The 25534-nt window shown below is 67.9% G+C and carries 24 protein-coding genes and 2 tRNA genes; 17 read left to right on the top strand and 9 right to left on the bottom strand.

Annotation, left to right across the window (positions count from 1 at the left end; all coding sequences use genetic code 11):
- Positions 1-174: 174 nt before the first annotated feature.
- Positions 175-1134 carry a LysR substrate-binding domain-containing protein gene (locus HDC36_RS02795; RefSeq protein WP_179564231.1) on the bottom strand — a complete coding sequence of 320 codons (960 nt, stop codon included), beginning with the start codon at positions 1132-1134 and terminating at the stop codon, positions 175-177.
- 332 nt (positions 1135-1466) lie between these two features.
- Between HDC36_RS02795 and HDC36_RS02790 the strand changes: the two genes are divergently transcribed.
- From HDC36_RS02790 to fdxA, 5 genes are all read left to right on the top strand, one after another.
- The gene (locus HDC36_RS02790; RefSeq protein WP_179564229.1) at positions 1467-2087 is read left to right on the top strand and encodes a 2-dehydro-3-deoxy-6-phosphogalactonate aldolase; all 621 of its coding nucleotides are present in this window, start codon (positions 1467-1469) and stop codon (positions 2085-2087) included.
- On the top strand, positions 2084-3235 hold the full coding sequence (gene dgoD, locus HDC36_RS02785) for a galactonate dehydratase (RefSeq protein WP_179564227.1): 1152 nt from the start codon (positions 2084-2086) through the stop codon (positions 3233-3235). The genes HDC36_RS02790 and dgoD overlap by 4 nt, the downstream gene beginning before the upstream one ends.
- A gap of 8 nt (positions 3236-3243) precedes the next feature.
- Positions 3244-4161 (top strand): SMP-30/gluconolactonase/LRE family protein, encoded by a 918-nt coding sequence (locus tag HDC36_RS02780; protein ID WP_179564225.1) that lies wholly within the window; start codon positions 3244-3246, stop codon positions 4159-4161.
- Positions 4158-5057: a 2-dehydro-3-deoxygalactonokinase gene (locus HDC36_RS02775; protein ID WP_179564223.1), complete on the top strand. Its 900-nt coding sequence runs from the start codon at positions 4158-4160 to the stop codon at positions 5055-5057. Before HDC36_RS02780 ends, HDC36_RS02775 begins: the two co-directional genes overlap by 4 nt.
- A gap of 164 nt (positions 5058-5221) precedes the next feature.
- Entirely contained in the window at positions 5222-5545 is a 324-nt protein-coding gene (fdxA, locus tag HDC36_RS02770) for a ferredoxin FdxA (protein ID WP_039005179.1), read from the top strand.
- A gap of 241 nt (positions 5546-5786) precedes the next feature.
- On the opposite strand, the gene HDC36_RS02765 is transcribed toward fdxA, so the two are convergent.
- Entirely contained in the window at positions 5787-6320 is a 534-nt protein-coding gene (locus HDC36_RS02765) for a hypothetical protein (RefSeq protein WP_179564221.1), read from the bottom strand.
- Between the two features lie 18 nt (positions 6321-6338).
- Positions 6339-7247: a 4-hydroxy-tetrahydrodipicolinate synthase gene (dapA, locus tag HDC36_RS02760; protein WP_179564219.1), complete on the bottom strand. Its 909-nt coding sequence runs from the start codon at positions 7245-7247 to the stop codon at positions 6339-6341.
- Positions 7248-7407: 160 nt separating this feature from the next.
- Between dapA and HDC36_RS02755 the strand changes: the two genes are divergently transcribed.
- The 9 genes from HDC36_RS02755 to HDC36_RS02715 all read left to right on the top strand — a co-directional run bounded on the left by HDC36_RS02755 (position 7408) and on the right by HDC36_RS02715 (position 13315).
- Positions 7408-7983 (top strand): glycine cleavage system protein R, encoded by a 576-nt coding sequence (locus tag HDC36_RS02755; RefSeq protein ID WP_087943489.1) that lies wholly within the window; start codon positions 7408-7410, stop codon positions 7981-7983.
- Between the two features lie 61 nt (positions 7984-8044).
- Positions 8045-8524: a peroxiredoxin gene (locus tag HDC36_RS02750; RefSeq protein ID WP_179564217.1), complete on the top strand. Its 480-nt coding sequence runs from the start codon at positions 8045-8047 to the stop codon at positions 8522-8524.
- 84 nt (positions 8525-8608) lie between these two features.
- The gene (locus tag HDC36_RS02745) at positions 8609-10009 is read left to right on the top strand and encodes a PhoH family protein (protein ID WP_179564215.1); all 1401 of its coding nucleotides are present in this window, start codon (positions 8609-8611) and stop codon (positions 10007-10009) included.
- On the top strand, positions 10006-10500 hold the full coding sequence (locus HDC36_RS02740; protein ID WP_179564213.1) for a hypothetical protein: 495 nt from the start codon (positions 10006-10008) through the stop codon (positions 10498-10500). The genes HDC36_RS02745 and HDC36_RS02740 overlap by 4 nt, the downstream gene beginning before the upstream one ends.
- Positions 10501-10569: 69 nt before the next feature.
- Positions 10570-11238 carry a YoaK family protein gene (locus HDC36_RS02735; RefSeq protein WP_179564211.1) on the top strand — a complete coding sequence of 223 codons (669 nt, stop codon included), beginning with the start codon at positions 10570-10572 and terminating at the stop codon, positions 11236-11238.
- A gap of 43 nt (positions 11239-11281) precedes the next feature.
- Positions 11282-12091: a bifunctional hydroxymethylpyrimidine kinase/phosphomethylpyrimidine kinase gene (thiD, locus tag HDC36_RS02730; protein WP_179564209.1), complete on the top strand. Its 810-nt coding sequence runs from the start codon at positions 11282-11284 to the stop codon at positions 12089-12091.
- Positions 12088-12939: an alpha/beta fold hydrolase gene (locus HDC36_RS02725; protein WP_179564207.1), complete on the top strand. Its 852-nt coding sequence runs from the start codon at positions 12088-12090 to the stop codon at positions 12937-12939. Before thiD ends, HDC36_RS02725 begins: the two co-directional genes overlap by 4 nt.
- A gap of 63 nt (positions 12940-13002) precedes the next feature.
- Positions 13003-13079, top strand: a tRNA-Arg gene (locus HDC36_RS02720).
- Positions 13080-13238: 159 nt separating this feature from the next.
- Positions 13239-13315, top strand: a tRNA-Arg gene (locus HDC36_RS02715).
- Positions 13316-13398: 83 nt separating this feature from the next.
- Here the strand turns inward: HDC36_RS02715 and HDC36_RS02710 are convergent.
- On the bottom strand, positions 13399-14388 hold the full coding sequence (locus tag HDC36_RS02710; protein WP_179564205.1) for a DedA family protein/thiosulfate sulfurtransferase GlpE: 990 nt from the start codon (positions 14386-14388) through the stop codon (positions 13399-13401).
- Positions 14389-14493: 105 nt separating this feature from the next.
- Positions 14494-15420 (bottom strand): LysR substrate-binding domain-containing protein, encoded by a 927-nt coding sequence (locus tag HDC36_RS02705; protein ID WP_179564203.1) that lies wholly within the window; start codon positions 15418-15420, stop codon positions 14494-14496.
- 162 nt (positions 15421-15582) lie between these two features.
- On the opposite strand from HDC36_RS02705, the gene HDC36_RS02700 reads away from it, so the two are divergent.
- From HDC36_RS02700 to HDC36_RS02690, 3 genes are all read left to right on the top strand, one after another.
- Positions 15583-16284, top strand: coding sequence for a pirin family protein (locus HDC36_RS02700; protein WP_179564201.1), 702 nt, complete (start codon positions 15583-15585; stop codon positions 16282-16284).
- 277 nt (positions 16285-16561) lie between these two features.
- Positions 16562-18700 carry a glycogen debranching protein GlgX gene (gene glgX, locus HDC36_RS02695; protein ID WP_179564199.1) on the top strand — a complete coding sequence of 713 codons (2139 nt, stop codon included), beginning with the start codon at positions 16562-16564 and terminating at the stop codon, positions 18698-18700.
- A gap of 511 nt (positions 18701-19211) precedes the next feature.
- The gene (locus tag HDC36_RS02690) at positions 19212-19382 is read left to right on the top strand and encodes a CsbD family protein (RefSeq protein ID WP_179564197.1); all 171 of its coding nucleotides are present in this window, start codon (positions 19212-19214) and stop codon (positions 19380-19382) included.
- 511 nt (positions 19383-19893) lie between these two features.
- On the opposite strand, the gene HDC36_RS02685 is transcribed toward HDC36_RS02690, so the two are convergent.
- The 4 genes from HDC36_RS02685 to HDC36_RS02670 all read right to left on the bottom strand — a co-directional run bounded on the left by HDC36_RS02685 (position 19894) and on the right by HDC36_RS02670 (position 25369).
- A complete protein-coding gene (locus HDC36_RS02685) occupies positions 19894-20709 on the bottom strand; it encodes a 4'-phosphopantetheinyl transferase superfamily protein (protein WP_179564195.1) in 816 nt (271 codons plus the stop codon).
- A gap of 183 nt (positions 20710-20892) precedes the next feature.
- Entirely contained in the window at positions 20893-23946 is a 3054-nt protein-coding gene (locus HDC36_RS02680) for an efflux RND transporter permease subunit (protein WP_179564193.1), read from the bottom strand.
- Positions 23947-24020: 74 nt separating this feature from the next.
- Positions 24021-25076 carry an efflux RND transporter periplasmic adaptor subunit gene (locus tag HDC36_RS02675; RefSeq protein ID WP_179564191.1) on the bottom strand — a complete coding sequence of 352 codons (1056 nt, stop codon included), beginning with the start codon at positions 25074-25076 and terminating at the stop codon, positions 24021-24023.
- Entirely contained in the window at positions 25073-25369 is a 297-nt protein-coding gene (locus HDC36_RS02670) for a hypothetical protein (protein ID WP_179564189.1), read from the bottom strand. The genes HDC36_RS02675 and HDC36_RS02670 overlap by 4 nt, the downstream gene beginning before the upstream one ends.
- Positions 25370-25534: the final 165 nt, after the last annotated feature.

Genomic DNA, 25534 nt, shown 5'->3' with positions numbered 1-25534 from the left:
TCACGCCAATCTATGTGCTTTTCGACTACCTGGACGGCACCACAAAACCACCTGGCGGACCAGGCAAAACGTAACCAGAGCGTGGCAATGCATGCCGCCAGATGCCACTCAACGGCACGTGTTCCATCGAGTCACCCTGCCCCGCACCAGCAGACGGTGTCCCTCGGACTTCGCTCAGCCCGGCGCCCGATCCGGATACAGGCGCTTGGCGGCGTTGCGCAGCGCCAGCAGGATGCGTTCGGCACCCGGCGGCAACATGTAGTCGCGGCGGCGGATGATGCCGAACGATTCCATCCGTACCCCCAGCGCGATCGGCAGCACGGTCAGCAGCTTGGCCTGCACGTACGGCGCCACCGCGTCGGCCGGCAGCGCCGCCAGCAGGTCGCTGCCGCGCAGCAGGCTGGTCATCACCGGCAACGACGAGGTCTCGATGACGTTCTGCGGGGTCGGCACGCCGTGCTCCATGAACATCGCGTCCAGCCGCGCGCGCAGCACGCTGTCCACCGGCGGCAGCACCCAGCCGTAGCGCGCCAGGTCGGCGTGGCGCAGGTCGGCGCGCGCCGACAGCGGATGCCCGGCGCGCGCCACCACCGAATGCGGCTCGTCGGCCAGCGGCTCGAACTCCAGTTCGTCGCCGCCGTACGGGCCGAGGATGCGGCCGATGACGATGTCGAGCTGGCCGTCCAGCAGCTTGGCCACCAGCGGCCGGCTGTAGTCCATCTCCACCCGCACCAGGATGCCGGGGAACTCGCGCTTGACCTCGGCGATCGCCTGCGGCACCAGGTTGGTGCCCGGATTGACCACGGTGCCGATCGAGACCTGGCCCATGCGCCCCTCGCGCAGCGCGGCGATCTCCTCCTGCGCGCGGCCGATCTCCGACATCGCCGAACGCGCGCGGCGGATCAGCACCTGCCCGTACCAGGTCGGCTCCACCCCGCGCGCATGCCGCTCGAACAGCTTGACCCCGAGCAGGTCCTCCATTTCCGCCAGCAGCTTGGACGCCGCCGGCTGGGTCATGCTCGCCGCCTCGGCCGCGCGCAGCACCGAGCGATGCTCGTGCAATTGCAACAGCAGCAACAGATGCCGGGTCTTGAGGCGAGCAGCGTTGAACCAGGGATTGGCGGTAGCGGTCATAAGCGGAAAGCGTCCTGAGCGAGAAGATGCGTATTCACCACCGGAATAGCATATGTCTAAAATTTCATTTGCCGAGCATATCTTCACGCGCGCAGGCTATCGGCCAGTCGCGACTCCGGCCGCGACGCCGTCCCACCGCCACACCCGCCTCGTGAAGGCGCCGGCGCACCGCGCCAGCGTAGATGAGCAGGACGATCAGCCAGCGCACCGGTCGATGGCGCCCGCCCGTTCGTCGCCAACGGGACGGTCGCTCACCTGCGCGCCACTGCGGCCGCGCGATGACGACGTCGCAGTGGACGCCTTCCGCTCCACGCACGTTGCCAGGTAAGCCGATGTCCGCCGTCTCCCCGTTCCAGTTTCCCCTGATCGCGATCCTGCGCGGCCTCACCCCCGACGACGCGCTGGACCATGTCGGCGCGCTGGCCGAGGCCGGTTACGACGCGATCGAGATCCCGCTCAACTCGCCGCGCTGGGCCGACAGCATCGGCGCGGCCGTGCAGGCGTTCGGCCAGCGCTGCTGGATCGGCGGCGGCACCGTGCTGAAGATCGCCGACGTCGATGTCCTCGCCGATCTCGGCGCGCGCTTCATCGTCACCCCGAACACGCGGCCGCCGGTGATCCGCCACGCGGTCGCGCGCGGCCTGCAGGTGGTGGCCGGCTTCGCCACCGCCACCGAAGCCTTCGACGCCCTCGACGCCGGCGCGCAGATGCTCAAGCTGTTCCCGGCCGCCACCTACGGTCCCGGCCACCTGCGCGCGTTGCGCGCGGTGCTGCCGCCGACGGTGCCGCTGTTCGTGGTCGGCGGGGTCAGCACCGACACGCTGCACGACTACCTGGCCGCCGGCGCGACCGGCGCCGGCATCGGCGGCGAACTGTACCGGCCCGGCCAGGCGCTCGCGCAGACCCGGGCGCAGGCCGCCGCCTTCCGCCAAGCCTACTTGGACCACGCATGAAGATCGTTCGCCTCACCACCTATCACGCCGCGCCGCGCTGGCTGTTCCTGAAGATCGAAACCGACGAAGGCATCACCGGGTGGGGCGAACCGGTGATCGAGGGCCGCGCGCGCAGCGTCGACGCCGCGGTGCACGAACTGAGCGGCTACCTGATCGGCAAGGATCCGGCGCGGATCAACGACCTCTGGCAACTGCTGTACCGCAGCGGCTTCTACCGCGGCGGGCCGATCCTGATGAGCGCCATCGCCGGCATCGACCAGGCGCTGTGGGACATCAAGGGCAAGGCGCTGGGTGTGCCGGTGTACGAACTGCTCGGCGGGCTGGTGCGCGACCGCATGAAGACCTACCGCTGGGTCGGCGGCGACCGCCCGTCGGCGACCATCGCGCAGATCCAGGGCTACCGTGAGCTGGGTTTCGACACCTTCAAGTTCAACGGCACCGAGGAGATGAAGCTGATCGACGGGCCGCGCGCGGTGGACGCGGCGGTGGCCAAGGTCGCGCAGATCCGCGAGGCGTTCGGCACCAGCATCGACTTCGGCATCGACTTCCACGGCCGTGTCGCCGCGCCGATGGCGCGCGTGCTGCTGCGCGAACTGGAGCCGTTCAAGCCGCTGTTCGTCGAGGAACCGGTGCTGCCGGAACTGGCCGAATACTATCCGCGCCTGGCCGCGTCCACGCCGATCCCGCTGGCGGCCGGCGAACGCATGTTCTCGCGCTTCGACTTCAAGCCGGTGCTGCAGGCCGGCGGCCTGTCGCTGCTGCAGCCCGACCTGTCGCATGCCGGTGGCATCACCGAATGCCTGAAGATCGCCAGCATGGCCGACGCCTACGATGTCGGCCTGGCCCCGCACTGCCCGCTCGGCCCGGTCGCGCTGGCCGCCTGCCTGCAGGTGGATTTCGTCTCGCACAACGCGGTGTTGCAGGAACAGAGCATCGGCATCCACTACAACGAAGGCGCCGACCTGCTCGACTACGTGATCAACAAGGAAGACTTCGCGTGCGACGATAGCGGCAGCATCGCCGCATTGCCCAAGCCCGGCCTCGGCGTGGAAATCGACGAGGAGCGCCTGCGCCATGCCAACGAAAATCCGCCCGACTGGCACAACCCGGTCTGGCGCCACGCCGACGGCAGCATCGCCGAATGGTGAGTGAGCCCATGAGCACCGAACCCGCACACACCGCCACGCTGGCGGTGGACAGCCGCTGCACCCACGGCGAAGGCGTGGTCTGGTGCGAACGCCGGCAAGTGCTGTTCTGGGTCGACATCGACGGACGCCAGCTGTGGCGGCACGACCCGGCCAGCGGCGCCACGCGTCACTGGGCCCTGCCCGACCGCCCCGGCTGCCTGGGCCTGTTCGACGACGGCCGCCTGCTGCTGGCGCTGGCCAAGGGCGTGTACGCCGCCGATCCCGACGCCAGCGCCGCCGACGCGACCGACTTGCCGCTGCACAAGCTGGCCGATCTGGAACCGGAGCGCGACGACACCCGCGCCAACGACGGCCGCGCCGACCGCCACGGCAATTTCGTGTTCGGCACCATGAGCGAACGCGCCGACCAGGCCCCGGTCGGCAGCTTCTACCAGTGGTCCGCGCGCCACGGCCTGCGCCGCCTGCCGTTGCCCGGCGTGGCGATCCCCAACGCGATCTGCTTCAGCGCCGACGGCCGCACCCTGTACTACTGCGACTCGGTGCGCCCGCAGATCCTGTGCTGCGACTACGACGCCGCCAACGCCCAGACCGGCAACAGCCGCGTGTTCGCCGAGCTCGATCACCCCGGCGCCGAACCCGACGGCGCCATCGTCGATGCCGAAGGCCACCTGTGGAACGCGCAATGGCGCGCATGGCGCGTGGTCCGCTACCGGCCCGACGGCAGCGTCGAACGCAGCGTCGCGCTGCCGGTCAAGCATCCCACCTGCCCTGCTTTGGGCGGCGCCGACGGCCGCACGCTGTACCTGAGCACCTCGCGCATGGACCACGCCGACGCCGAACTGGCGCGCACGCCGCAGGCCGGTGGCCTGTTCGTCGCCGCGGTCGGCATCGCCGGCCTGCCCGAAGGACGCATCGCCAGCGCATGATCGCCATCGATTGGGGCACCAGCAGCCTGCGCGGCTACCGGCTCGCCGCCGACGGCCGCGTCCTCGAGCAGCGCCGCAGCGACCAGGGCATCGGCGCCTGCCAGGGCCGCTTCGCCGCGACCCTGGCGGCGCTGATCGACGGCTGGCCCGGCGACGTGGTGCTATGCGGCATGATCGGCAGCCGCAACGGCTGGATCGAACTGCCTTACGCGCCCTGCCCGGCCGACGCAGACGCGCTGGCCGCGGCGATGCAGCCGCTGCAGGACCCGGCCCTGCCCGGGCGCACGCTGTGGTTCGTGCCCGGCGTGGCCAGCGGCGCCGAGGCGGTGCCGGACGTGATGCGCGGCGAGGAGACCCAACTGATCGGGCTGCTCGACGCCCTCGCGCAGGACGCCCGGGACGCGGGCCGCCACAGCGTGTGCCTGCCCGGCACCCACAGCAAATGGGTCGATCTGGAACACGGTCGCATCGCCGCCCTGGCCACGATGATGACCGGCGAGCTGTACGCGCTGCTGCGCCAGCACAGCCTGCTGGCGCGCCTGATGGATGCCGACGACGCGCAGTTCGACGGCGCCGGCTTCGACGCCGGCCTGCAGCGCAGCGGCGAGCCCGGTGGCCTGCTGCACCACCTGTTCGGCGTGCGCAGCCTGGGCCTGTTCGAGCGGCTGAGCGCGGCGGCCGCGCCGTCCTACCTGTCCGGCCTGCTGATCGGCCACGAACTGCGCGCGCGCCTGCCGCTGGCGCCGCGCGTGCACCTGATCGGCGGCAGCGGCCTGCTGAACCGCTACGCGCACGCGCTGCGCGCGCTGGGCAGCGCGGTCCACAGCCACCCGGAAGACCTCGCCGCACGCGGCCTGTACCGCCTGGCGCAACGCCGCGGCGGCATCGGCGTCTGATCCCCGCACCGTCCCCGGCGCCGCCTGCAAGCCGCGCCGCAAGGCCCGCCTGCCGCGGCGCGGCGGGACCCGCGCCGGCACCGCCACGCGCATTCTCCACGCGCATTCTCCACGCGCCGGCGCCGACTGCTTTAGAATTGCGCGCTTAACCGCCGGATCGAACCATGCCTTTTGTCGTCACCGAAAACTGCATCAAGTGCAAATACACCGACTGCGTGGAAGTGTGTCCCGTGGATTGTTTCCACGCGGGTCCCAATTTCCTGGTGATCGATCCGGACGAGTGCATCGACTGCACCCTGTGCGAGCCGGAGTGCCCGGCCAACGCGATCTATCCCGAGGACGACGTGCCGGCCGGACAGGAAGGCTTCGTCGCGCTCAACGCGGAGCTGGCCAAGGCCTGGCCGGTGCTGACCACGCGCCAGGAACCGCTGCCCGACGCCGCCGAGTGGGACGGCAAGCCGAACAAGCTGCCACTGCTGCTGAAGTAACCGGCGCGCAGCGCCGTCGAGGCAACCCGAGCTGCGCGAGCGGTTTTTGTAGGAGCGGCTTCAGCCGCGACAGGCTCCATCGGTAAAGCCTGTCGCGGCTGAAGCCGCTCCTACAGGGGATTCCTGGAACCTCAGCATCCGGGCGCAATCCGCATCTTCCCCAAAAACGAAACGGGCGCCCTGCGGCGCCCGTCTCTGTCCATCGCCACAGCCGGCGCGCACGCCGGCCGGCGACGCCGGCTCAATGGCCGAGCTTGGCCTTCAGCGCCGCGATCAGCTTGACCGGGGCATCGCCATTGGCCGGCATGCCGCGCGGATCGACCGCCGACACGTATACGCCGGCATCCACCGCCACCACGCGAACCAGGAAGTTGCTGCCTTCGTAGGCCACGTCGTAGGAGCCCAGCACCTGCGCACGGCTGGCGATGGTGACGCCCTCGATGCCGCCCAGCGCGTCGCCGACCTGGCCGAACACCTGGTCGCGCGCGCCCGGCACCACGAAACCGCTGTTCGACGCCGCCGGCGCCTGGGCCGGCGCGCTGCCGGCGCCGGGGCGCTGCGTGGCCGAGGCCAGCGCCGGCACCTTCATCGCCGCCGACGTATCCGGCGCGGTCAGATCCGGCGGCACTTCCAGCGGACGCATTTCGGGAGCCAGCGCATAGTCGCCACGCGGCTTGCCCTTGTGGAACCAGCTGCAACCGCTGGTGGCCGCGACCATGGTGGTCGCCAGCACGGCGGCCGACAGCACGCGGACGTAGGGAACGGAAGCACGCATCGATAAATCTCCTGAGGGTCAGGCCGCGAGCGTTTCGCGGCTGGATAGTTCTTCCAACGCGGCTGCGTCGGTGGCGAGACGGTCGGCCGTGGCGTGGTGCGCCGCGGACAGCGGCAGCAGCGGCAGCCGCAGCCCCTGGCCGATACCGGCGCGCTGCAGCAGCGCCTTGACCGGGATCGGGTTGGATTCGATGCCGCAGAAGGCGTGGAACGGCTGCAGGCGCGCGTCCCAGGCCTGCGCCGGCTCGGCCTGGCGCGCACGCGCCAGGTCGCACAGGCGGCGGTAGGCGGCCGGCAAGGCGTTGGACGCGACCGAGATCAGCCCGTCGTAGCCGCCGAGCATGGCCTGCGCGGCGCTGCCGTCGTCGCCGCTGAGCACGGCGAAGCCGTCGCTGCGCAGCGCCAGCAGCGCGGCGATGCGTTGCGGATCGCTGCTGGCTTCCTTGATGCCGACGATGTTCGGATGCTGCGCCAGCTGCGCCACCGTCTCCGGCAGCAGGTCACAGCCGGTGCGCCCGGGCACGTTGTACAGCACCACCGGCAGGCCGCCGTGCTCGGCCACCTGCAGGTAATGCGCGAGCAGGCCGGCCTGGGTCGGGCGCACGTACGGCGGCGTCACCACCAGCGCGTACTGGGCGCCGTTGGCGGCGGCGCGGCGGGTCAGCGCGACGGTCTTGGCGGTGCCGGACAGGCCGGTACCGGCCAGCAGCGGCACGCGCCCGCCGATCGCCTGCGCCGCCTCGCGCAGGATCAGGTCGTACTCCTCGTCCAGCAGGGTGGCCGCCTCGCCGGTCGATCCCGCCACCACCACGCCCTGCACGCCGCCGTCCAGCTGCCGTTTGAGCAGCCGCTGCCAGGCGTCGAGGTCGAGGTCGCCATTGCCCTGGAAGGGCGTGGCCAGGGCGGTGATGATGCCGGAGAGGGACAAGATGCGTGATGCTCGCTGTGATTTGGAGAGGGCCGCGTGCAGCCCGCACGGACGGGATTCGTCCCGCATGTTACTTGCGGCCCGAAAGCGCGGGCAAGTATGCTGCATACTGCGCCGAGCGACCGCCCGGACGCCGTTCAGCCTTACGCAATCCTACGCAATGCCGGAAGCCCCTTTGACAGACACCACGCCCCGGCCCGCGCCGACCGAAAACCACCTCCTGATCAACGCCTATACGACGCATCCGGAGTCGCCGCTGTTGCCGGTGACGCGCCGTATCGCCGACAGCGGCTGCAATCTCGTCGATGCGCGCCTGGCCACGGTCGGCCGCGACGTGTCGGTGACCGCGCTGGCGACCGGCTCGTGGGATTCGGTCGCCAAGCTCGAAGCCATGCTGACCCGGCTCGACCGCGAGGAAGGCATGAAGCTGGTGTGGTACCGCACCGGCGCCAAGCAGGCGCAGTCCAACCTGCTGCCCTACATCGTCGAGGTCATCGCCGCCGACAAGCCGGGCATCCTGTTCCAGCTGGCGGACTTCTTCGACCGCCAGGGCATCACCATCGAGAACCTGCAGAGCACCCGCTACCGCGCGATGCAGACCGGCGCGGAGATGTTCTCGGCGCAGGTGACGATCGGGGTGCCGGCGAACATGCACATCGCCGCGCTGCGCGACGACTTCCTCGAGTTCTGCGACCACCTGAACCTGGACGCGATCATGGACCCGATGAAGTTCTGATCCGCGCTGGACATCGATGCATTCGAACGCAGATGATGGCGATGCACGCGGAGGACACCCCATGAAGGACGGCGACACCCTGGACCGCACCACGCTGGCATTGCCGCTGGCGTTGTCCGGCGGCGCCAGCGCCACGCTCGGCGATTACGCCGGCCGCTGGCTGGTGCTGTATTTTTATCCGAAGGACAGCACCCCCGGCTGCACCACCGAGGGCATCGACTTCAACGCGCTGCTGCCGCAGTTCGAGCAGGCCAACGCCGCCGTGCTCGGCGTCTCGCGCGATTCGCTGAAGTCGCACGACAACTTCTGCGCCAAGCAGGGCTTCCGCTTCCCGTTGGTCAGCGACGCCGACGAGGCCCTGTGCCGCGCGTTCGACGTGATCAAGGAAAAGAACATGTACGGCCACCAGGTGCTCGGCATCGAGCGCAGCACCTTCCTGATCTCGCCCTCGGGCCGGCTGCTGCGCAGCTGGCGCAAGGTCAAGGTTCCCGGCCACGCCCAGGCCGTGTTCGACGCACTGCAGGCCGCCGCCCAGCAGTGATCATTCGCGTTTCCCGCACGTCGCATCACCCTGCCCTGCGCAGGCCGTGATGGTCTTTCCCTGTCCCACTCCCAGGAATCCACGATGACCCGAGGCAAGCGCATCTACGTGCTGGATACCAACGTGCTGATGCACGACCCGACCGCGCTGTTCAAGTTCGAGGAACACGACGTGTTCCTGCCGATGCAGGTGATCGAGGAGCTGGACAACGCCAAGAAGGGCATGTCCGAAGTCAGCCGCAACGCGCGCCAGGTCAGCCGTTTCCTCAACGAGCTGATCGAGGGCGCCGGCGCCGAGCAGATCGAGTCGGGCATCCCGCTCAGCCATCCGCAGGGCATCCAGCTCAAGAGCAGCGGCAGCATCGGCCGGCTGTACTTCCAGACCCGCCCGGTCGAGCCCGGGCGCAGCTTCGGCACCGTGGCGCCGGACAACAAGATCCTGGCCGCGGTGCTGGCGCTGCGCGAGGACGGCCCGGAAACGCCGGTGATCCTGGTGTCCAAGGACATCAACCTGCGGATCAAGGCGGCGATCAGCGGCCTGATCGCCGAGGACTACGAGAACGACCGCGCGCTCGACGATTTCAGCCTGCTGTACACCGGCGCGATCGAGCTGCCGGAGGATTTCTGGCAGAAGCACAACCAGGACCTGCGCAGCTGGAGCGACAAGGGCCGCACCTGCTACGAGATCGCGCTGGCCGACGACGAGGACTGGTATCCGAACCAGTACCTGTACCTGCCCGGCGACGACGAAGTGGAACTGCGCGTGGTCAAGGTCAGCGGCGAGCGCAAGGCGACGCTGGCCCTGGTCGACGACTTCCGCAGCGGCCAGCACGCGGTGTGGGGCATCGCCGCGCGCAACCGCGAGCAGAACTTCGCGCTCAACGCGCTGATGGATCCGGAAATCGACTTCGTCACCCTGCTCGGCACCGCCGGCACCGGCAAGACCCTGCTGGCGCTGGCGGCGGGCCTGGCGCAGACCATGGACCAGCAGCGCTACCGCGAGATCATCATGACCCGCGCCACGGTCAGCGTCGGCGAGGACATCGGGTTCCTGCCCGGCACCGAGGAAGAGAAGATGACGCCGTGGATGGGCGCGCTGACCGACAACCTGGAAGTGCTGACCCACAACCAGGAAGGCGGCGCCTGGGGCCGCGCGGCGACCAACGACCTGCTCGCCAGCCGGATCAAGATCCGCTCGATGAACTTCATGCGCGGACGCACCTTCCTGTCGCGCTACCTGATCCTGGACGAAGCGCAGAACCTGACCCCGAAGCAGATGAAGACGCTGATCACCCGCGCCGGCCCCGGCACCAAGATCGTGTGCCTGGGCAACGTCGAGCAGATCGACACGCCGTACCTGACCGAGACCACCTCGGGCCTGACCTATGCGGTGGACCGGTTCAAGGCCTGGCCGCACAGCGCGCACGTCACCCTGCGCCGCGGCGAGCGCTCGCGCCTGGCCGACTACGCCTCGGAGGTCCTGTGAACGCCGCCGGCGCGTGCCGTCTCGGCGGCGCGGCGCTGGCCCTGGCCCTGCTCGGCGCGTGCACCACCACGCGCGGGCCGGCCAGCGTGCCGACCGCGATCAAGGCCGGGCAATCGTGGATCGTCACCCGCAACAGCACCGCCGCGCAGGTGCTCGATACCTGCTCGCGCGACAGCCCGGCGCGCCACGACGGCGCGGTGAGCGGCTATTGGGTGCCGAGCGTGGAGCAGATCGCACAGCTGGAAACCCGGCTGGCGCAACTGCAGCCGGACATCGCCGATCCGGCCGGCGCCGACCGCCAGTACGTCGGCATCCTCTACCGCGGCAAGCAGGCGATCTACGTCAACGCGTTCAAGCCGCACGACGACAGCGACCTGGATCCCAGCGTCGACGCGGTGCGCGTGTGCGGCGGCGGCGGCGGCTTCTGGGGCGCGGTGTTCGACCCGGACAGCGGCACGTTCTCCGAGATCACCGTCAACGGCGCGAAGTAGGCCGCGACGCATGCGCCGCCAGCCCTCGCCCAGCCTGTCGCGCGCCGCGCCGCGGCGCCGCACCGGCGCATGAACTTCGAGTTGCCGCGCTGGGCCTGGGCGTTCGCCGGCGCGCTGGCCTGCGTCGCCGGCATGGTCAACGTGGTCGGCTATCTGGGCTTCGAACACCAGGCGGTGACCCACCTGACCGGCACCACCACCCTGCTCGGCGCGGCGCTGGCCGATGGCGACATGCGCGTGATCGGCAACCTACTGGGCGTGGTGCTGGCCTTCCTCGGCGGCGCCGTGCTCAGCGGCATCGTGGTGCAGGACAGCCGGCTGCGCCTGGGCCGCCGCTATGGCGTGGCGCTTGCCTTGGAAGCATTGCTGCTGCTGGCGGCGATGCAGGCGTTCAAGCAGCAACAGCTCGTCGGCGCGCTGTTCGCCGCCACCGCCTGCGGTCTGCAGAACGCGATGACCACCACCTACAGTGGCGCGGTGGTGCGCACCACCCACCTGACCGGCATGTTCACCGACCTGGGCATCGGCCTGGGCCAGGCCCTGCGCGGCCTGCCGCTGCCGCGGCGGCGCATCCGCCTGAGCCTGCTGATCATCGGCGGCTTCCTGCTCGGCGGCGTGCTCGGCGCCTGGGCCTACCGCCATGTCGGCTTCGATGCGCTGCTGGCGCCGGCGCTGCTGACCGGCCTGGTCGGCACCATCTACGCGCTGCAGGCCCACTACCGCCGCCAGCAGCGCTGAGCCCGCGGTCGCCAAGCCGCGGCGGGCGCTGCACAATCGGCGCATGAGCGAACCCACCGTCGTATCCGCACTGAGCATCGCCGGCACCGACTCGGGCGGCGGCGCCGGCATCCAGGCCGACCTGAAGACCTTCGCCGCGCACCGCGTGCACGGACTGTCGGCGATCGCCGCGCTGACCGCGCAGCACACCCGCGGGGTCAGCGCCGTGCACGTGCCGCCGCTGGCGTTCCTGCGCGCGCAACTCGACGCCTGCTTCGCCGATTTCGACATCGGCGCGGTCAAGCTCGGCATGCTCGCCAACGCCGCGGTGATCCACTTGGTCGCCGACGCGCTGGAACAGTACCGCCCGCCGTTCGTGGTGCTGGACCCGGTGATGGTCGCGACCAGCGGCGCCAAGCTGCTCGAAGACGACGCGCTCGATGCGCTGCGCGGCCGCCTGCTGCCGCTGGCGACCCTGGTCACGCCGAACACGCCGGAAGCGCAGCTGCTGCTGGGCCGCACGATCGAGAACGCCGACGATGCCGAGCACGCCACCGCCGCGCTGCTCGAGGCCGGCGCGCAGGCGGTGCTGCTCAAGGGCGGCCATCTGGCCGAAGGCCATCGGGTGATCGACCGCTACGACGACGGGGTCAGCCGCAGCGAATTCAGCCATGCGCGGCTGGACTTGCAGGCGCACGGCACCGGCTGCACCCTCGCCTCGGCGATCGCCGCGCAGCTATGCCAGGGATTGGCGCTGCCGGTGGCCTGCGAGGCAGCGATCGACTACGTCGCCCGCGCGCTGCAGGGCGGCTACCGTCCCGGCCGCAGCGAGGTGGTGGTGCTGGACCACTTCGGCGCCGCGCGCAACGCATGAGCACGCACACGCCGGCGAGCGAGGCGCTGCCGGCCGTCGCCGGCGACGGCCACCGCTGGACGCTGCTCGCACGCATTCCCGCGGCGCCGCGCCAGGCGCTGCTGTGGCTGCCCGCGCTCGGCGTGGCCGCGCGCCACTACCTGCCGCTGGCCGAAGCGCTGGCCGCGCAGGGCGTGGCGGTGTTCCTGCACGAATGGCGCGGCAACGGCAGCAGCGCGCTGCGTCCGTCGCGCGCGCAGGACTGGGGCTATCGGCAACTGCTGTGCGAGGATCTGCCGGCCAGCCACGCGGCGATCGCGCAGCGCGCCGCGTTGCCGCTGGCCATCGGCGGCCACAGCCTCGGCGGGCAAATCGCCTGCTGCTACGCCGCGCTGCATCCGCGGGCCTTCGCCCAGCTGTGGCTGGTCGCCAGCGGCACGCCGTACTGGCGCCAGTTCGCCGCGCCGCGTCGCTATCTGCTGCCGCTGGCGTACCGCTTCCTGCCGTGGCTGGCGCAGCGCCAGGGCGTGCTGCACGGGCGCAGGCTCGGCTTCGGCGGGACCGAGGCGCGCTCGCTGATCGCGGACTGGGCGCGGGTGGGCCTGAGCAATCGCTATGCGGCGGCCGGCATGGCCGCGGATCTGGAAGCGCTGCTGGCGCAGGTGACCGCGCCGGTGCGCGGCGTGGTGCTGCAGGACGACTGGCTGGCGCCGGCAACCTCGCTGCGCGCCCTGCTGCGCAAACTGGCGCCGCGCACGCTCGAGCTGCACTCGCTGGATGCGGCGCAGCTGGGCGCTGCGGCCGACCATTTCGCCTGGATGAAGCGGCCGGCGGCCGTGGCGCAGGCCCTGCTCGGCAGCGCAGACTGAATTTTTTCCGCGAAGGGCATTGACGGGTCCGGGGGACTCGGTAATAATTCCGCTCCTGACGACGCGCCCGTAGCTCAGTTGGATAGAGTACCTGGCTACGAACCAGGCGGTCGGGAGTTCGAATCTCTCCGGGCGCACCAGTCAGATGAAAAACGACAAACTCGGTTTGTCGTTTTTTTTTGCGCGTTCGCCGGCTATTGCGGGCATGCGACCGCGACGTTGCGCAGCGCAACGACGCATCGGCACACGCCGCTGTAGACGAATCGGCAGAACTCGGGAATAATCCCGCGCCTGACAACGCGCCCGTAGCTCAGTTGGATAGAGTACCTGGCTACGAACCAGGCGGTCGGGAGTTCGAATCTCTCCGGGCGCACCAGTCAGATGAAAAACGACAAGCCTGCGCTTGTCGTTTTTTTTTGCATTTCCGCTTGCCCGCGCTCGCGCCGCAAGCGCGCGCGTTTACGCGGCGACCTTGCCGCCGAGGTCGGCCGCCGGCGCTGCCGCGCCGCCGCCCAGTTCGATCACCGCATAGCCCGCGGCACGCCACGCATCCAGCCCGCCGCGCAGCGGCACCACGTCCTCGTAGTGACGCTGGCGCAGGCGCGTAGCCAACACCGCCGCCGACACCTCGTTCGGGCAGGCGCAGTAGATGACGATCTTGCGATCGCGCGGCAACGCCTCGACGATGGCGTCGATACGGCGATCGTCCACCTCCATCGCGCCCGGAATCGCATACGGCTCGAGCGCGCGATATCCCGGCGCGCGGATGTCCAGCAGCACCGGCACCGCCTCGCCCTGCATCAGGGCGTACAGCTCGTCGACGTCGATGCGCAGCGTCTCCATCGACTTCAGCAGCGCATGCCGGCGCCACGCGCGATAGCCGATATAGAGCGCCAGCGCGCCCGCCAGCAGCAGCACCGCGCGCGAGCCGAGCAGGCTCAGCCAGTCCAGCACGTCCTGCACCTGGTCGGCGAATGCCAGGCCCAGCAGCAGCCCGCAACCGGCCCACAGCGCCGCGCCCAGCGCGTCGTAGCGCAGGAACGCGCCCGGCCGCACCCGCATCGCCCCGGCCATCGGCACCGACACCATCGACAGGCCGGGCACGAACTTGGCCACCGCCAGCACGCGCACGCCCCAACGGGTATAGAAGCGCTCGGTCTGCTTCATGCAGGTATCGCGCGACAGCGACAGGCGGCACAGCGACTGCAGCGTGCGGTTGCCATAGCGGCGGCCGGCGCCGAACCAGACCAGGTCGCCGATCAGGCTGGCCACGATCGACACCGACAGCGCGGCCAGCAGGCTGCTCCACACCGCACTGCCATCGAGCAGCGCATAGGTCGCGCCGACCAGGATCAACGTCGGCAGGGCCGGCACCGGCAGGCCCAGCGACAACGCCAGCACGTTGACGAAGACCAGGCCCAGGCCGTAACGCGCGATCAGTTCCTGCATGGCCGAGCCTGCGCCTGGGGGAGAGAGGGATGCGCCATTATCCTCCCGGCATCGCCGCCCGGCGCGCGCGATGCCGCCTCACCAGCGGAACAGACCCGCCCACACTCAGTCCAATCGCGCCTGCAGCCGCGCCAGCCACGCCTCGAACACCCCGGGCTGGCGCATGCGCGCGCGCCACCAGGCCAGCGCCGCACCCTCCTCGCCGCTGCGCCACGCCAACTGGAACACCTCGTCCGGCTTCGGCTCCTCGACCTGCTTGCGCAGCAGAGCGCCGCGCGCCAGCGCCGCCCGCGCGTAGGGTTCGGGCAGGAAACCGAAGCCCAGCCCGGCCACCTGCAGCCGGTACTTGCTGCGCATGTCCGGCACGGTCAGCGCATCCTGGCCGAACAGCAGCCCGACCGTGCGCGGCAGCAGCCGCCGTGCCGAATCGGCGACCGCGATCGCGCGATGCTCGGCCAGCTGGCTGCGGCCGAGCGGCTCGGCCGCCTGCGCCAGCGGATGCGTGGGCGCGACCACGAACACGAACGACAGCGTGCCGAACGCCTCGGCCACATAGCCGCCGCCGCTGGGCCCCTCCCCGGCCGCGCCGACCAGCAGGTCCACGCGCCGGTCCAGCAGAGCCTCCCAGGTGCCGGACAGCGATTCCTGCACGATCCGCAACCGGGTCTGGTCGGCGACCGCATAGAACGCGGCGATGTCCTCGGCCAGGCAGTCCGGGGCGAATACCGAGTCCAACGCCAGCGCGAACTCGGTCTCCCAGCCGGACGCGACGCGGCGCACGCGGAGTTCCAGGTCCCCGGCCGCGCGCAGCAGGTGGCGGCCCTCGCGCAACAGCTCGGCCCCGGCCGCGGTGAGCGCCACCTTCGGACCCAGGCGATCGAACAATTGCACGCCCAGGTCCTCCTCCAGCTTGGCCACCGTGTAGGAAATAGTGGACGGCACCTTGTACAGCGCCTTGCCGGCGGCCGAGAACGAACCGCGGCGGTCGATGGCGTCGATGATCTGCAGCGCGTCGAGGCTGATCTTGAGCATTCGAATTTTTCGATGATAGGTGCCGAATCTATCCGTTTTTCAAACCCGGCGACAGTGCGGATACTGTCCCTCACCGCAAGGCGGCCACGAAATCAACCAGATATCGCCACCGCCCTGCCTTATCGATCCACTTGCACATATCGCCACTATCAGGAGCTTCCCATGTTGCAGATCCGCACCAGCGATACCCGTGGCCGCGCCGAGCACGGCTGGCTATCCTCGCGCCACACCTTCTCCTTCGGCCACTACCACGATCCGCGCCACATGGGCTTCGGACCGCTGCGGGTGATCAACGAGGACCGGGTGCAGCCGGGCCAGGGCTTCGGCACCCATGCGCACCGCGACATGGAGATCCTCTCCTACGTGCTCGACGGCGCGCTGGAGCACAAGGACAGCATGGGCAACGGCTCGGTGCTGCGCTATGGCGACGTGCAGCGCATGACCGCCGGCTCCGGGGTCACCCACAGCGAGTTCAACCACTCCGCCAGCGAGTCGGTGCACTTCCTGCAGATCTGGCTGTTGCCGGAACGCGCCGGGATCGAACCCGGCTACGAGGAAAAGCACTTCGCCCCGGAGACCAAGCGCGGCCAACTGCGCCTGATCGCCGCGCCGCAGGGCGAGGATGGCGCGGTACGGATCCACCAGGATGCGCGCATCTATGCGGCCATCCTGGACGGCGAGGAACGCGTGGACCATGTGTTGGCCGACGGGCGCGGCGCCTATGTGCAGGTCATCCGCGGTTCGCTGACGGTCAACGGCCAGGCGCTGCAGGCCGGCGACGCGGCGCAGATCGTCGACGAGGCCGAGCTGACCTTCGCCGATGCGCGGGATACGGAATTCCTGTTGTTCGACCTGCCGCGCTGAGCCGCGACGCCGGCCCGACCGGTGCCGCAGCACAGGCGGTGCCCGCAGAACCCGCCCGATGGCGGGTTCTGCGTGTTCGCACGGCACAGCGCGCATCCGCGGCGGCACTGGCAGCCACCGCGCAGCGCGCCGATCGCAACGCCAGGCACGGATCCGGTGCCGCAATGCCCGCTCCTCACGCGCCCCTCGACAGGCCATGACGCGTCCTGCACGGCATCCGCGTCAATGCTTGCGCTCTTCCCCACACGCCGGCATGCCGGCCAAGAGCCCTGCACCGATGCGACACCCCACCAGCGCCGTCTACGCCACCCCCTCGCGCATCCGCCAGGGCCGCCCCTTCCCCCGCGGCGCCGTGTTCGACGGCCAGGGCACCAACTTCGCCCTGTTCTCGGCGCACGCCACGCGCGTGGAGCTGTGCCTGTTCGACGAATCCGGCACGGAAACGCGGCTGGACCTCCCCGAGTACACCAACGAGATCTGGCACGGCTACCTGCCCGATGCGAAGCCCGGCCAGCGCTACGGCTACCGCGTGCATGGCCCGTACGCGCCCAGCGAGGGCCATCGCTTCAATCCCAACAAACTGCTGCTCGACCCCTACGCCCGCGAGATCGAGGGCGACCTGATCTGGGCCGACGAACTCTACGGCTACACCGTCGGCCACCCGGATGGCGACCTCAGCTTCGACGAACGCGACAGCGCGCCGTTCATGCCCAAGTGCGTGGTCGTCGAAGACACCTACGACTGGGGCGACGACGCCCGGCTGCTGACCCCATGGAGCGACACCCTGGTGTACGAGACGCACGTGCGCGGCTACACCATGCGCCACCCGCAGGTACCGCAGGAGTTGCGCGGCACCTGCGCCGGTCTGGCCCAGGAACCGGTGCTGCGCTACATCAAGGAGTTGGGCGTCAGCGCGGTGGAACTGCTGCCGGTGCATGCCTATCTCGACGACCAGCACCTGCTCGACAAGGACCTGCGCAACTATTGGGGCTACAACACCCTGGGCTTCTTCGCGATCAAGTCGCGCTACCTGGCCAGCGGCCATCGCGACGAATTCCGCGACATGGTCAAGGCCATGCACCGCCAGGGCCTGGAGGTCATCCTCGACGTGGTCTACAACCACACCGCCGAAGGCAGCGAACTGGGCCCCACCCTGTCGTTCCGCGGCATCGACAACGCCAGCTACTACCGCCTGGCCGAAGACAAGCGCTACTACATCAACGATACCGGCACCGGCAACACGCTGAACCTGAGCAACTCGCGGGTGATCCAGTTCGTCAACGACTCGCTGCGCTACTGGGCCGGCGAGATGCACGTGGACGGCTTCCGCTTCGACCTGGCCACCATCCTCGGCCGCGAACCCACCGGCTTCGACCAGCGCGGCGGCTTCCTGGATGCGTGCAACCAGGATCCGTTGCTGTCGGAAGTGAAGCTGATCGCCGAGCCGTGGGACTGCGGCCCGGGCGGGTACCAGGTCGGGCATTTCCCGCCGGGCTGGTCGGAGTGGAACGACAAGTTCCGCGACAACGCACGCGCGTTCTGGAAGGGCGACGACGGCATGCTCGCCGAGTTCGCCACCCGCTTCACCGGCTCGGCCGACCTGTTCGATCGCCGCGGCCGCCGGCCCTGGGCCTCGGTCAACTTCATCACCGCGCACGACGGCTTCACCCTGCGCGACCTGGTCAGCTACAACGAAAAGCACAACGACGCCAACGGCGAGGACAACCGCGACGGCTCGTCCAACGACGGCTCCTGCAACTACGGCGAGGAAGGCGCGACCGACAACGCCGAGATCCTGCAACTGCGCGAGCGGCAGATGAAGAACCTGCTGGCCACGCTGCTGCTGGCGCAAGGCACGCCGATGCTGCTCGCCGGCGACGAACGCGCGCAGAGCCAGGGCGGCAACAACAACACTTATTGCCAGGACAACGAGATCACCTGGCTAGACTGGGACCACGACCCAACCGAAGGCCGGCTGACCGAGTTCGTGAAGGCGCTGAGCGCATTGCGCAAGCGCTACCCGATCCTGACCCGCGGTCGCTTCCTCAACGGCCAGTACAACGAAGAAGCCGGCGTGCGCGATCTCACCTGGCTCAACCCCGGCGGCACCGAGATGGAAGACGCGCACTGGACCGATGCCGGCGCCCGCGCGGTCGGGCTGCTGCTGGAAGGCAAGGCGCAGACCTCCGGGGTCAGGGAACTGGCCAACGACGACACGCTGCTGATCGTCATCAACGCCTACCACGAAGGGGTGAACTTCACCCTGCCCTCGTCGGAGGAGGAACTGCACTGGAAGCTGGTGCTGTCCACCGACGACGCATTGCAGATCGACAGCATGCCCGCAGGCGCCAGCGAGTTCCTGGCGCCGCCGCGCAGCGTCAGCGTGTTCGAGTGCCAGGCGCCGCAGCCTCAGTGACGACACGCGCCACCTGGAGGCCGCGAGCGGTAGCCGGGTGTCGCATGCGGCGTGCTGCAGCCGCGGAAAGCGCAGCCCGAATCCAGCCTTCAGAATAGTCGGCACGCCGCATCTGGCGGCTGGTATCGGACATCCAAGGAGGAGGAAAAAGCGGAAATGGGTCATCGCCAGCCTTGTCCAAGGCTCGCGGATCGCAAATCCACGATTCCAGCATTCCGACCATCGCAGCGACCCGCTCGCCGCTGCCTGTACGCCTGTGGACACGTCAAGGCGCACGATCCCGGGAGCCAACGCCGATGCGCAACAGCGCAGCGCCATGGCCCATGGCATCGCGTGCAGGCTGCGCCCATGGACGACACGAGAACCGGACCGAAGCATCGCCTCGGCGCCCAAACTTTCCAGCGATTAAACGGCACCTCCGACTGCGCCCAATCTTCACTCGCGCCATACCGCTGCACGCGCAGTTTGGCGATGCCCGCTCAAGGGCTCTAACTTACTCGCGGAGTCAACGATGGATAAGAATCGCACTGAAGGCGCCAAGAACCAGGTCAAGGGCACCGTCAAGGAAGTCGTCGGCAAGGTCACCGGCAACAAGTTGAAGGAAGTCGAAGGCAAACTGCAGAAGGGCGCAGGCAAGGTTCAGAGCGAAGTCGGCAAGGCACGGGACAACGCCCGCCACTGAGCAGCGCCGCAGCGCTTCCAAGACCTCGCTGGGCGCAAGTCTTTGAACGATGGCTTCGAGGCGTCCTTGCTTGGATCCCGAGCAACCGGTTTCGAGCACGACAGCCAGGGCCAAGCCATCGGCGCTCCAGGGAGTTTCGCGATGATGCACGCGGACAGCGGCTTGCAGTAATGGGCCAGGCGTGGCCGGGCGTATCGCCCATAACACGCCTTTGACGAAGTTCCGGTTGTCGGCATCCATCCAGACCGGCGTACTCGCGTTGACATGGGGCAGATCTTCGGATCTGCCCCCGTTTTGGTCACAGTCGATTCGTAGCGGCCAGACTGCGCCGGCGCGCTCTTTCGCATCAGCCAAATGCAGCCAAGGCAAGGGCCTCATGTCCAGTCGGCCCATAGCGGCGAATCTTCCTTGCCAGTCACACAGCTTTTCCGGAACCAGCGTTCGCACTCGCGGGTCAGAGGCACACGCCAGCACCCCGCTCGACACGGAGCACTTGAATCATCCGGATCTCTCACGAGGTCTTCAGAAACTCCAGATCGAGCACGGCATGCTCGCCAGTTGGAATCCAGCGGCGGATGATGACCTGCGGCACCGCGTCGTCGCCTACATCCACGCAAAGCGCCAACAAGTGATCGCGCGTGGGCCGGCATTGCCAAAAACGCCAGCGGCTCACGTCGTGGTCCAGGCTCGGATCTGCCACCAACCGCACTGAGCGTCCGTCCCCCAACCGAAAGCCGAATTTCTCCAACGGCATGGACATCCCTAGACCGCGCGCCTTGGCGTAAGATTCCTTGAAGGTCCAATACTCGAAGAAGCGATCCTGCTGTTGATCGGTAGGCACGCAGGCGAGATCGGCGATCTCCTCCGGGGCGAAATTGCTGTTCGCCACTCCCATGGACACCTGCCGCGCCACGATCTGTTCGACATCCACGCCCACCGCGCGGCGCGAGGCAACGGCCATGGCGATCAACCCACGCGTATGCGAGATATTGAAGGACAGACTGCACGCATCAACCCCATGCCGATCCGCGATGTATGGACGCCCGAAGCCATCCTTCAGAAAACTCCAGTCCTCCGGCGACACATCCACATACTTGGACAACACCGTACGCGCCATGCCACGGGTCACGAGGTAACGCTTGCGGTCATCTTCGAGCAAGAACCGCACGTATTGACTGCGTTCGTCCGCATTCAACAAGGGCAGAATGCCGGCAAGTGCGTCTTCGGCGATGTGGTCATAGAACGCGAGCCAGACATCGACGCCCGCCCCGCCAACCCCTGGCGGAACACCCAGCGCGGATGGGCATCTATGTTCGACGTTCGTCATGACCCCAGGTTTCGCACGCCAGCAAGACGGAGTGGATGAGATGCTCCATGAAAAACGCCATCGGAGCAGCTCGGCAAGCGCGCCCTACCAAGGCGCCGCACGCCGATTGCGTTGCGGCAACAGCGATTGCCCATGCATCGCCACTCGCCCCTCCCATTGGCTCGTCGCTCGTCATGCCCCCGATCACGCCGCACTGGACACGATCGCCTGCACCTTGGGACCAAATTTCCGCGCGAGCCATAGCTCGATGTCATGGACGAAACTGAAGAGCACCGGGACCAGGATCAGGCTGAGCACGGTCGAGGAAATCAGTCCACCAATCACCGCGATGGCCATCGGCGCGCGAAACGCGGAGTCCAGCGATACGCCGAACGCCAACGGCAGCATGCCCGCAGTCATCGCCACCGAGGTCATCACGATCGGGCGCGCGCGGGCGCGGCAGGCCAGCATGATTGCGTCGAATCTCGGCACGCCTTCGCGGATATTCTCCAACATGGCATCCACGAGCAGGATCGAGTTCTTATCGGCGATACCCATCAACATCAGCATGCCGAGCAAGGCAGGCAGACTCAGCTCCATGCCGGTCGCGAACAGCAGCAGGAACGCGCCGCCGATCGACAGCGGCAACGCCATCATCCGCGCCAATGGCTGCAACCAGTCGCGATACAGCAAGACCTGGATCGCATAGACCAGAAACAGACCGGTACCGAGCGCCTTCAGGAAACTCACCATCAGTTCGTTCACGAACTCGGCGTCGCCGGTATTGAGCACACGCACGCCCGGCGGCAGGTGCTTGATCGATGGCAAGGCGTTGACCGCCTCCATCGCGGTACCGAGGGCGACGCCGTCGAGATTGGCCTGCAGATCGATGCGACGCTGCCGGTCGTAGCGCTCGATGGTGGCCGGCCCCTTGCCGAATCGCAGCGTGGCCACGGACGCCAACGGCACGCTGTCGCCAGCGGCCGTGCGCAGCTTGAGATTCTGCAAGATGCCCAGATCGGTGCCGTATTCGCGCGGCAGGCGAACGCGCACCGGAATTTCCCTGCTCATGTAATTGAACTTGGACAGGCGCGGAATATCGTCGCCGATCGTGGAGGTGCTGACGGCCTCGCCGACCTGCTGCGCGGTGATGCCGAACTCGGCCGACTTGAGCGGATCCATCTGCACGACGATTTCCGGCTGCTCCTGGCCGACGCTGGTATCGACGCCGATCAGCCCGGGAATCTTCTGCATGTCGCGTTTCACCGCATCGGCCGCGCGGGTGAGCGCGCGATCGTCGTCGCTTACGAGCGCGATCGACACGTCCTTTCGACCCGACAGGCTGTCGAAACTGACCCGCATGTCGGCCAGCTTGGCGATCTCCGGATAGACGCGCGTGGTGAATTCGCGCTCGCTGATGTCGCGCTTGGTTGGAGGAACCAGCTTGACGTAGATCCGCGACTTGTTGACCGCGCCGTCGGCGCCGCCGGAAAGGGTGAGGACGTACTCGACCTCTGCATGCTTGCTCACCACTGCGGCGACCTGCTGCGCTGCCTGATCGGTCTGCTCGATGGTGCTGCCGCGAGGAACTTCCAGAGTGATGCTGGAGACCGAGTAATCGTCGTACGGCATGAAGCCGAGCGGCAACAAGGGCACCAGCCCGAACGAAGCGACCACGCCGAGCAGCGCCATCACCAGCGTCTTGATGCGGTGCTTGAGCGTCCATCGGACGATCGCAAGATATCGGATCGTCAAGGCGCCGTCCTGCGGATGATCCGTAGTCGGCACTTTCATCAGTCGCGACGCCAACATCGGCGTCAGCAAGCGCGCCACCATCAGCGAGAAGAACGCGGCGACCGCCACGGTCAGACCGAATTGGCGGAAGTACAGGCCCGGCAGCCCGCCCATGAAACTGACTGGAATGAACACGACGCAGATCACCAAGGTCGTCGCGATCACCGACAGGCCGATCTCTTCCGAGGCTTCGATCGCCGCCTGCATGACCGATTTTCCGGAGCGCATATGCCGGTCGATATTCTCGACCTCGACGATCGCATCATCGACGAGCACGCCGGTGACCAAGGTGATCGCCAGCAGGCTGATCATGTTCAAGCTGAAATCCAGCCATTGCATGACCAGGAACGTGGGAATGATCGACAACGGGATCGTCAGCGCCGCGATCAAGGTGGCGCGCCGATTGCGCAGGAACCAAAACACCACCAGCACGGTGAGAATGGCGCCTTCGAAGAAGTTGAACATCGTCGCGCGATAGCCGATCTCGACGAAATCGATATCCGAGAAGGCTACACGGAACTTCACCCCACCCGTCTTCGACAACGCTTCCAGACGCTCGCGTACCGCCTTGGCGACCGAGACCTCGCTGATGGCGGGATCCTTGTAGACCATGAAGGTCACCGCCGGGCGACCATCGACCTTGGTGATGTTGCGCACCTCCGACGGGCCGTAGGAAACGACACCGATGTCCGACAGCTTCACCTTGCGTCCGCCCGGCACCGCGATGCGCGTTCCCGCCAAGGCATCCAGACTGTCGGCGCGGCCGATCGTGCGCAACGCGTATTCCGTCGCGCCGAGGGTGAAGCGTCCGCCCGGAGAATTGACGTTGCTGGCCACCATTTGCTGGCTGACGTCAGCTGCGCTGATTCCGAGCGACGCCAGTATCGCCGGGTCGAGCACGATGGAGATTTCCTGATCGCTGCCGCCACTGCGGTCGACACGCGATACGCCCTTGACCGTAAGCAGTTCGCGCGCGACCGTCTGGTCGACGAACCGGCTCAGGTCTTCCATCGGCATTTCCGGCGCTTCGGCGATGTAGATGCCGACCGGCCGGCCGGTATCGCTAGCGCGGCGCACGATGGGTTCGCGTACTGTCGCCGGCAGATTCTGCCGGATCGCGGCTACCGCGTTGCGTACGTCGTTGGTCGCGCGATCGACGCCGATATCGAGGTTGAACTCGATCTGCGTCGTCGACTGGCCTTCCGTCACTGTCGACACGATGCGCTTGATGCCCGGGATCGACGCCACCGCATCTTCGACCTTCTGTGTCGTCTCCGTCTCCAGCTCGGTGGGGGTCGCGCCTGGCTGCAGAATCAACACGTCGACGACAGGCGTGACCACGTTGGGCATCGCGGTGATCGGCAACTGCATGAAGGCGACGATGCCCGCCAGCGTGAGCATGACGAACAGCAGAATCGGTGGCACCGGATTGCGGATCGCCCAGGTGGAGAAGCCGAAGTTCATTTCGAAAGGTCTCTATCCAATGAGGAAGTGCGGCAGGTGGAGCGTTGCGGTACCTGGATCATCGACGCGCGCGGTCAGCGACTCGCGTCGGCGATCAGCACTTTGTCCTTCTCGCGCAGGAACGGACCGGCCTTGGCCACAATGCGCAGATCGCCGAGAGATTCCGACACCACCACTTCGTCGACGGTCTGCAAGGTCGGCGTGATCGGCATGCGCGACACCAGGCCCTTGTCGCCCACACGCCAGACATAGCTGCCCAGCGAATCCTGCTGCATCGCCGTGCGCGGAATCGTCCAGCCTTCCACCTGCGCCAGGTCGATGCGCGCCTGAGCGAAGATGCCGACCGGAACGACGTCTTGCGTGTGCAGACGGATCCGCACTTCGCTCGAACGGGTGGTGCTGTCCACGTTCGGAGTGATCAGCCGAATCTCGCCGGAGATGGGCTCGGCGTGCCCGGCCAGCTTGACGCTCGCGCTCATGCCCGGCTTCAGACGCACGACCACCGCTTCGGGCACGCTGGCATCCATCTCCATCTCGCCGTCCTTCGCGATTTCGAACAAGGCGACGCTATCGCTGGTGAGATTGCCAATCTCGGCGGTGCGCCGATAGACGAAGCCTGCGGCCGGAGCGACTACGCTGGTGCGCTGCACGCTCAGTCGTGCGTTCTCGTAGCGCGCACGTGCGCCCTCGAAATCCGCCTGTTTCTGCTTGAACGACTCCACGCTGACCAGCTGCTGCGGCAGCAACAGGCGCATGCGCTCGTAGTCGCCCTGCGCGCGCTCGAAGTCCGACCGCAGCTCGTTGCTGGAGATCCCCATGCCCTTGCCATCCAGCACCGCCAATACCTGCCCGGCCTTGACGTAGTCGCCGACCTCGGCTTCCACGCGTTGCACCTGCAGGCCCGACAACTGCGGGATCACCGGTACGTTCTCACGGCTGCGCGTCGCGCCAACCACGGAAACCGCCTCGGCCAGCGCCTTGCGTTGCGGCTTGACGATGCTGACCGTCAGTGGCGGCGTGGCTTGGTTGGTGGTGACGGCAGACTTCGCGGGCCGGCCGCTGAGCAAAAGCCCCAACACCAAACCGGTGCCCAGCAAGGTTACAGCGTAGATCATGGGACGCATTTTCATGGCGAGGCCACTTCGGTATTTGAACGGTAGGAACGAGCCAGCGACATGTGCACATCGAACCGCTGCGGCAATTGCGCCTGTGTCGGCGCGGCGGCCACCTCGTGACGCTCCGTCGCCAGCGCGGCCAACTGTGCCGACGATGGCGGAGCGAACGAGACGACGCGAGAACTTCCGAGCATGTGATCCATCGCACTTCCCTGCGCTAGATAAATGGTGCTGTAGGTAGCCATAACACCAGCACTGCCAATATCAATGGATGTGTCCGTCATTTGCACCCAACTGATGGCATACATGGATCGAAACTGGGGACTGTCTCTCATATCCGGATGCGATAATCGCCGCTGCCGTTCGTTTCGTACGGCACACCCTCCATGCCGCCCTGCCCCGCGCCTGCTGCGGCCGCGCATGAATATTCCGTCGTCCTGCACGACGATGCCCACGCCTATCCGCCACACAGG

The sequence above is a fragment of the Xanthomonas sp. JAI131 genome (assembly GCF_013410075.1).
Classification (GTDB): domain Bacteria; phylum Pseudomonadota; class Gammaproteobacteria; order Xanthomonadales; family Xanthomonadaceae; genus Xanthomonas_A; species Xanthomonas_A bonasiae.
This window is presented reverse-complemented; position numbering and strand designations above follow the sequence as displayed.

Coding starts and splice junctions, on each gene's coding strand:
- HDC36_RS02795 (WP_179564231.1), bottom strand. CDS start 1,134: ATGACCGCTACCGCCAATCCCTGGTTCAACGCTGCTCGCCTCAAGACC.
- HDC36_RS02790 (WP_179564229.1), top strand. CDS start 1,467: ATGTCCGCCGTCTCCCCGTTCCAGTTTCCCCTGATCGCGATCCTGCGC.
- dgoD (WP_179564227.1), top strand. CDS start 2,084: ATGAAGATCGTTCGCCTCACCACCTATCACGCCGCGCCGCGCTGGCTG.
- HDC36_RS02780 (WP_179564225.1), top strand. CDS start 3,244: ATGAGCACCGAACCCGCACACACCGCCACGCTGGCGGTGGACAGCCGC.
- HDC36_RS02775 (WP_179564223.1), top strand. CDS start 4,158: ATGATCGCCATCGATTGGGGCACCAGCAGCCTGCGCGGCTACCGGCTC.
- fdxA (WP_039005179.1), top strand. CDS start 5,222: ATGCCTTTTGTCGTCACCGAAAACTGCATCAAGTGCAAATACACCGAC.
- HDC36_RS02765 (WP_179564221.1), bottom strand. CDS start 6,320: ATGCGTGCTTCCGTTCCCTACGTCCGCGTGCTGTCGGCCGCCGTGCTG.
- HDC36_RS02755 (WP_087943489.1), top strand. CDS start 7,408: ATGCCGGAAGCCCCTTTGACAGACACCACGCCCCGGCCCGCGCCGACC.
- HDC36_RS02750 (WP_179564217.1), top strand. CDS start 8,045: ATGAAGGACGGCGACACCCTGGACCGCACCACGCTGGCATTGCCGCTG.
- HDC36_RS02745 (WP_179564215.1), top strand. CDS start 8,609: ATGACCCGAGGCAAGCGCATCTACGTGCTGGATACCAACGTGCTGATG.
- HDC36_RS02735 (WP_179564211.1), top strand. CDS start 10,570: ATGAACTTCGAGTTGCCGCGCTGGGCCTGGGCGTTCGCCGGCGCGCTG.
- thiD (WP_179564209.1), top strand. CDS start 11,282: ATGAGCGAACCCACCGTCGTATCCGCACTGAGCATCGCCGGCACCGAC.
- HDC36_RS02725 (WP_179564207.1), top strand. CDS start 12,088: ATGAGCACGCACACGCCGGCGAGCGAGGCGCTGCCGGCCGTCGCCGGC.
- HDC36_RS02710 (WP_179564205.1), bottom strand. CDS start 14,388: ATGCAGGAACTGATCGCGCGTTACGGCCTGGGCCTGGTCTTCGTCAAC.
- HDC36_RS02705 (WP_179564203.1), bottom strand. CDS start 15,420: ATGCTCAAGATCAGCCTCGACGCGCTGCAGATCATCGACGCCATCGAC.
- HDC36_RS02700 (WP_179564201.1), top strand. CDS start 15,583: ATGTTGCAGATCCGCACCAGCGATACCCGTGGCCGCGCCGAGCACGGC.
- glgX (WP_179564199.1), top strand. CDS start 16,562: ATGCGACACCCCACCAGCGCCGTCTACGCCACCCCCTCGCGCATCCGC.
- HDC36_RS02690 (WP_179564197.1), top strand. CDS start 19,212: ATGGATAAGAATCGCACTGAAGGCGCCAAGAACCAGGTCAAGGGCACC.
- HDC36_RS02685 (WP_179564195.1), bottom strand. CDS start 20,709: ATGACGAACGTCGAACATAGATGCCCATCCGCGCTGGGTGTTCCGCCA.
- HDC36_RS02680 (WP_179564193.1), bottom strand. CDS start 23,946: ATGAACTTCGGCTTCTCCACCTGGGCGATCCGCAATCCGGTGCCACCG.
- HDC36_RS02675 (WP_179564191.1), bottom strand. CDS start 25,076: ATGAAAATGCGTCCCATGATCTACGCTGTAACCTTGCTGGGCACCGGT.
- HDC36_RS02670 (WP_179564189.1), bottom strand. CDS start 25,369: ATGTATGCCATCAGTTGGGTGCAAATGACGGACACATCCATTGATATT.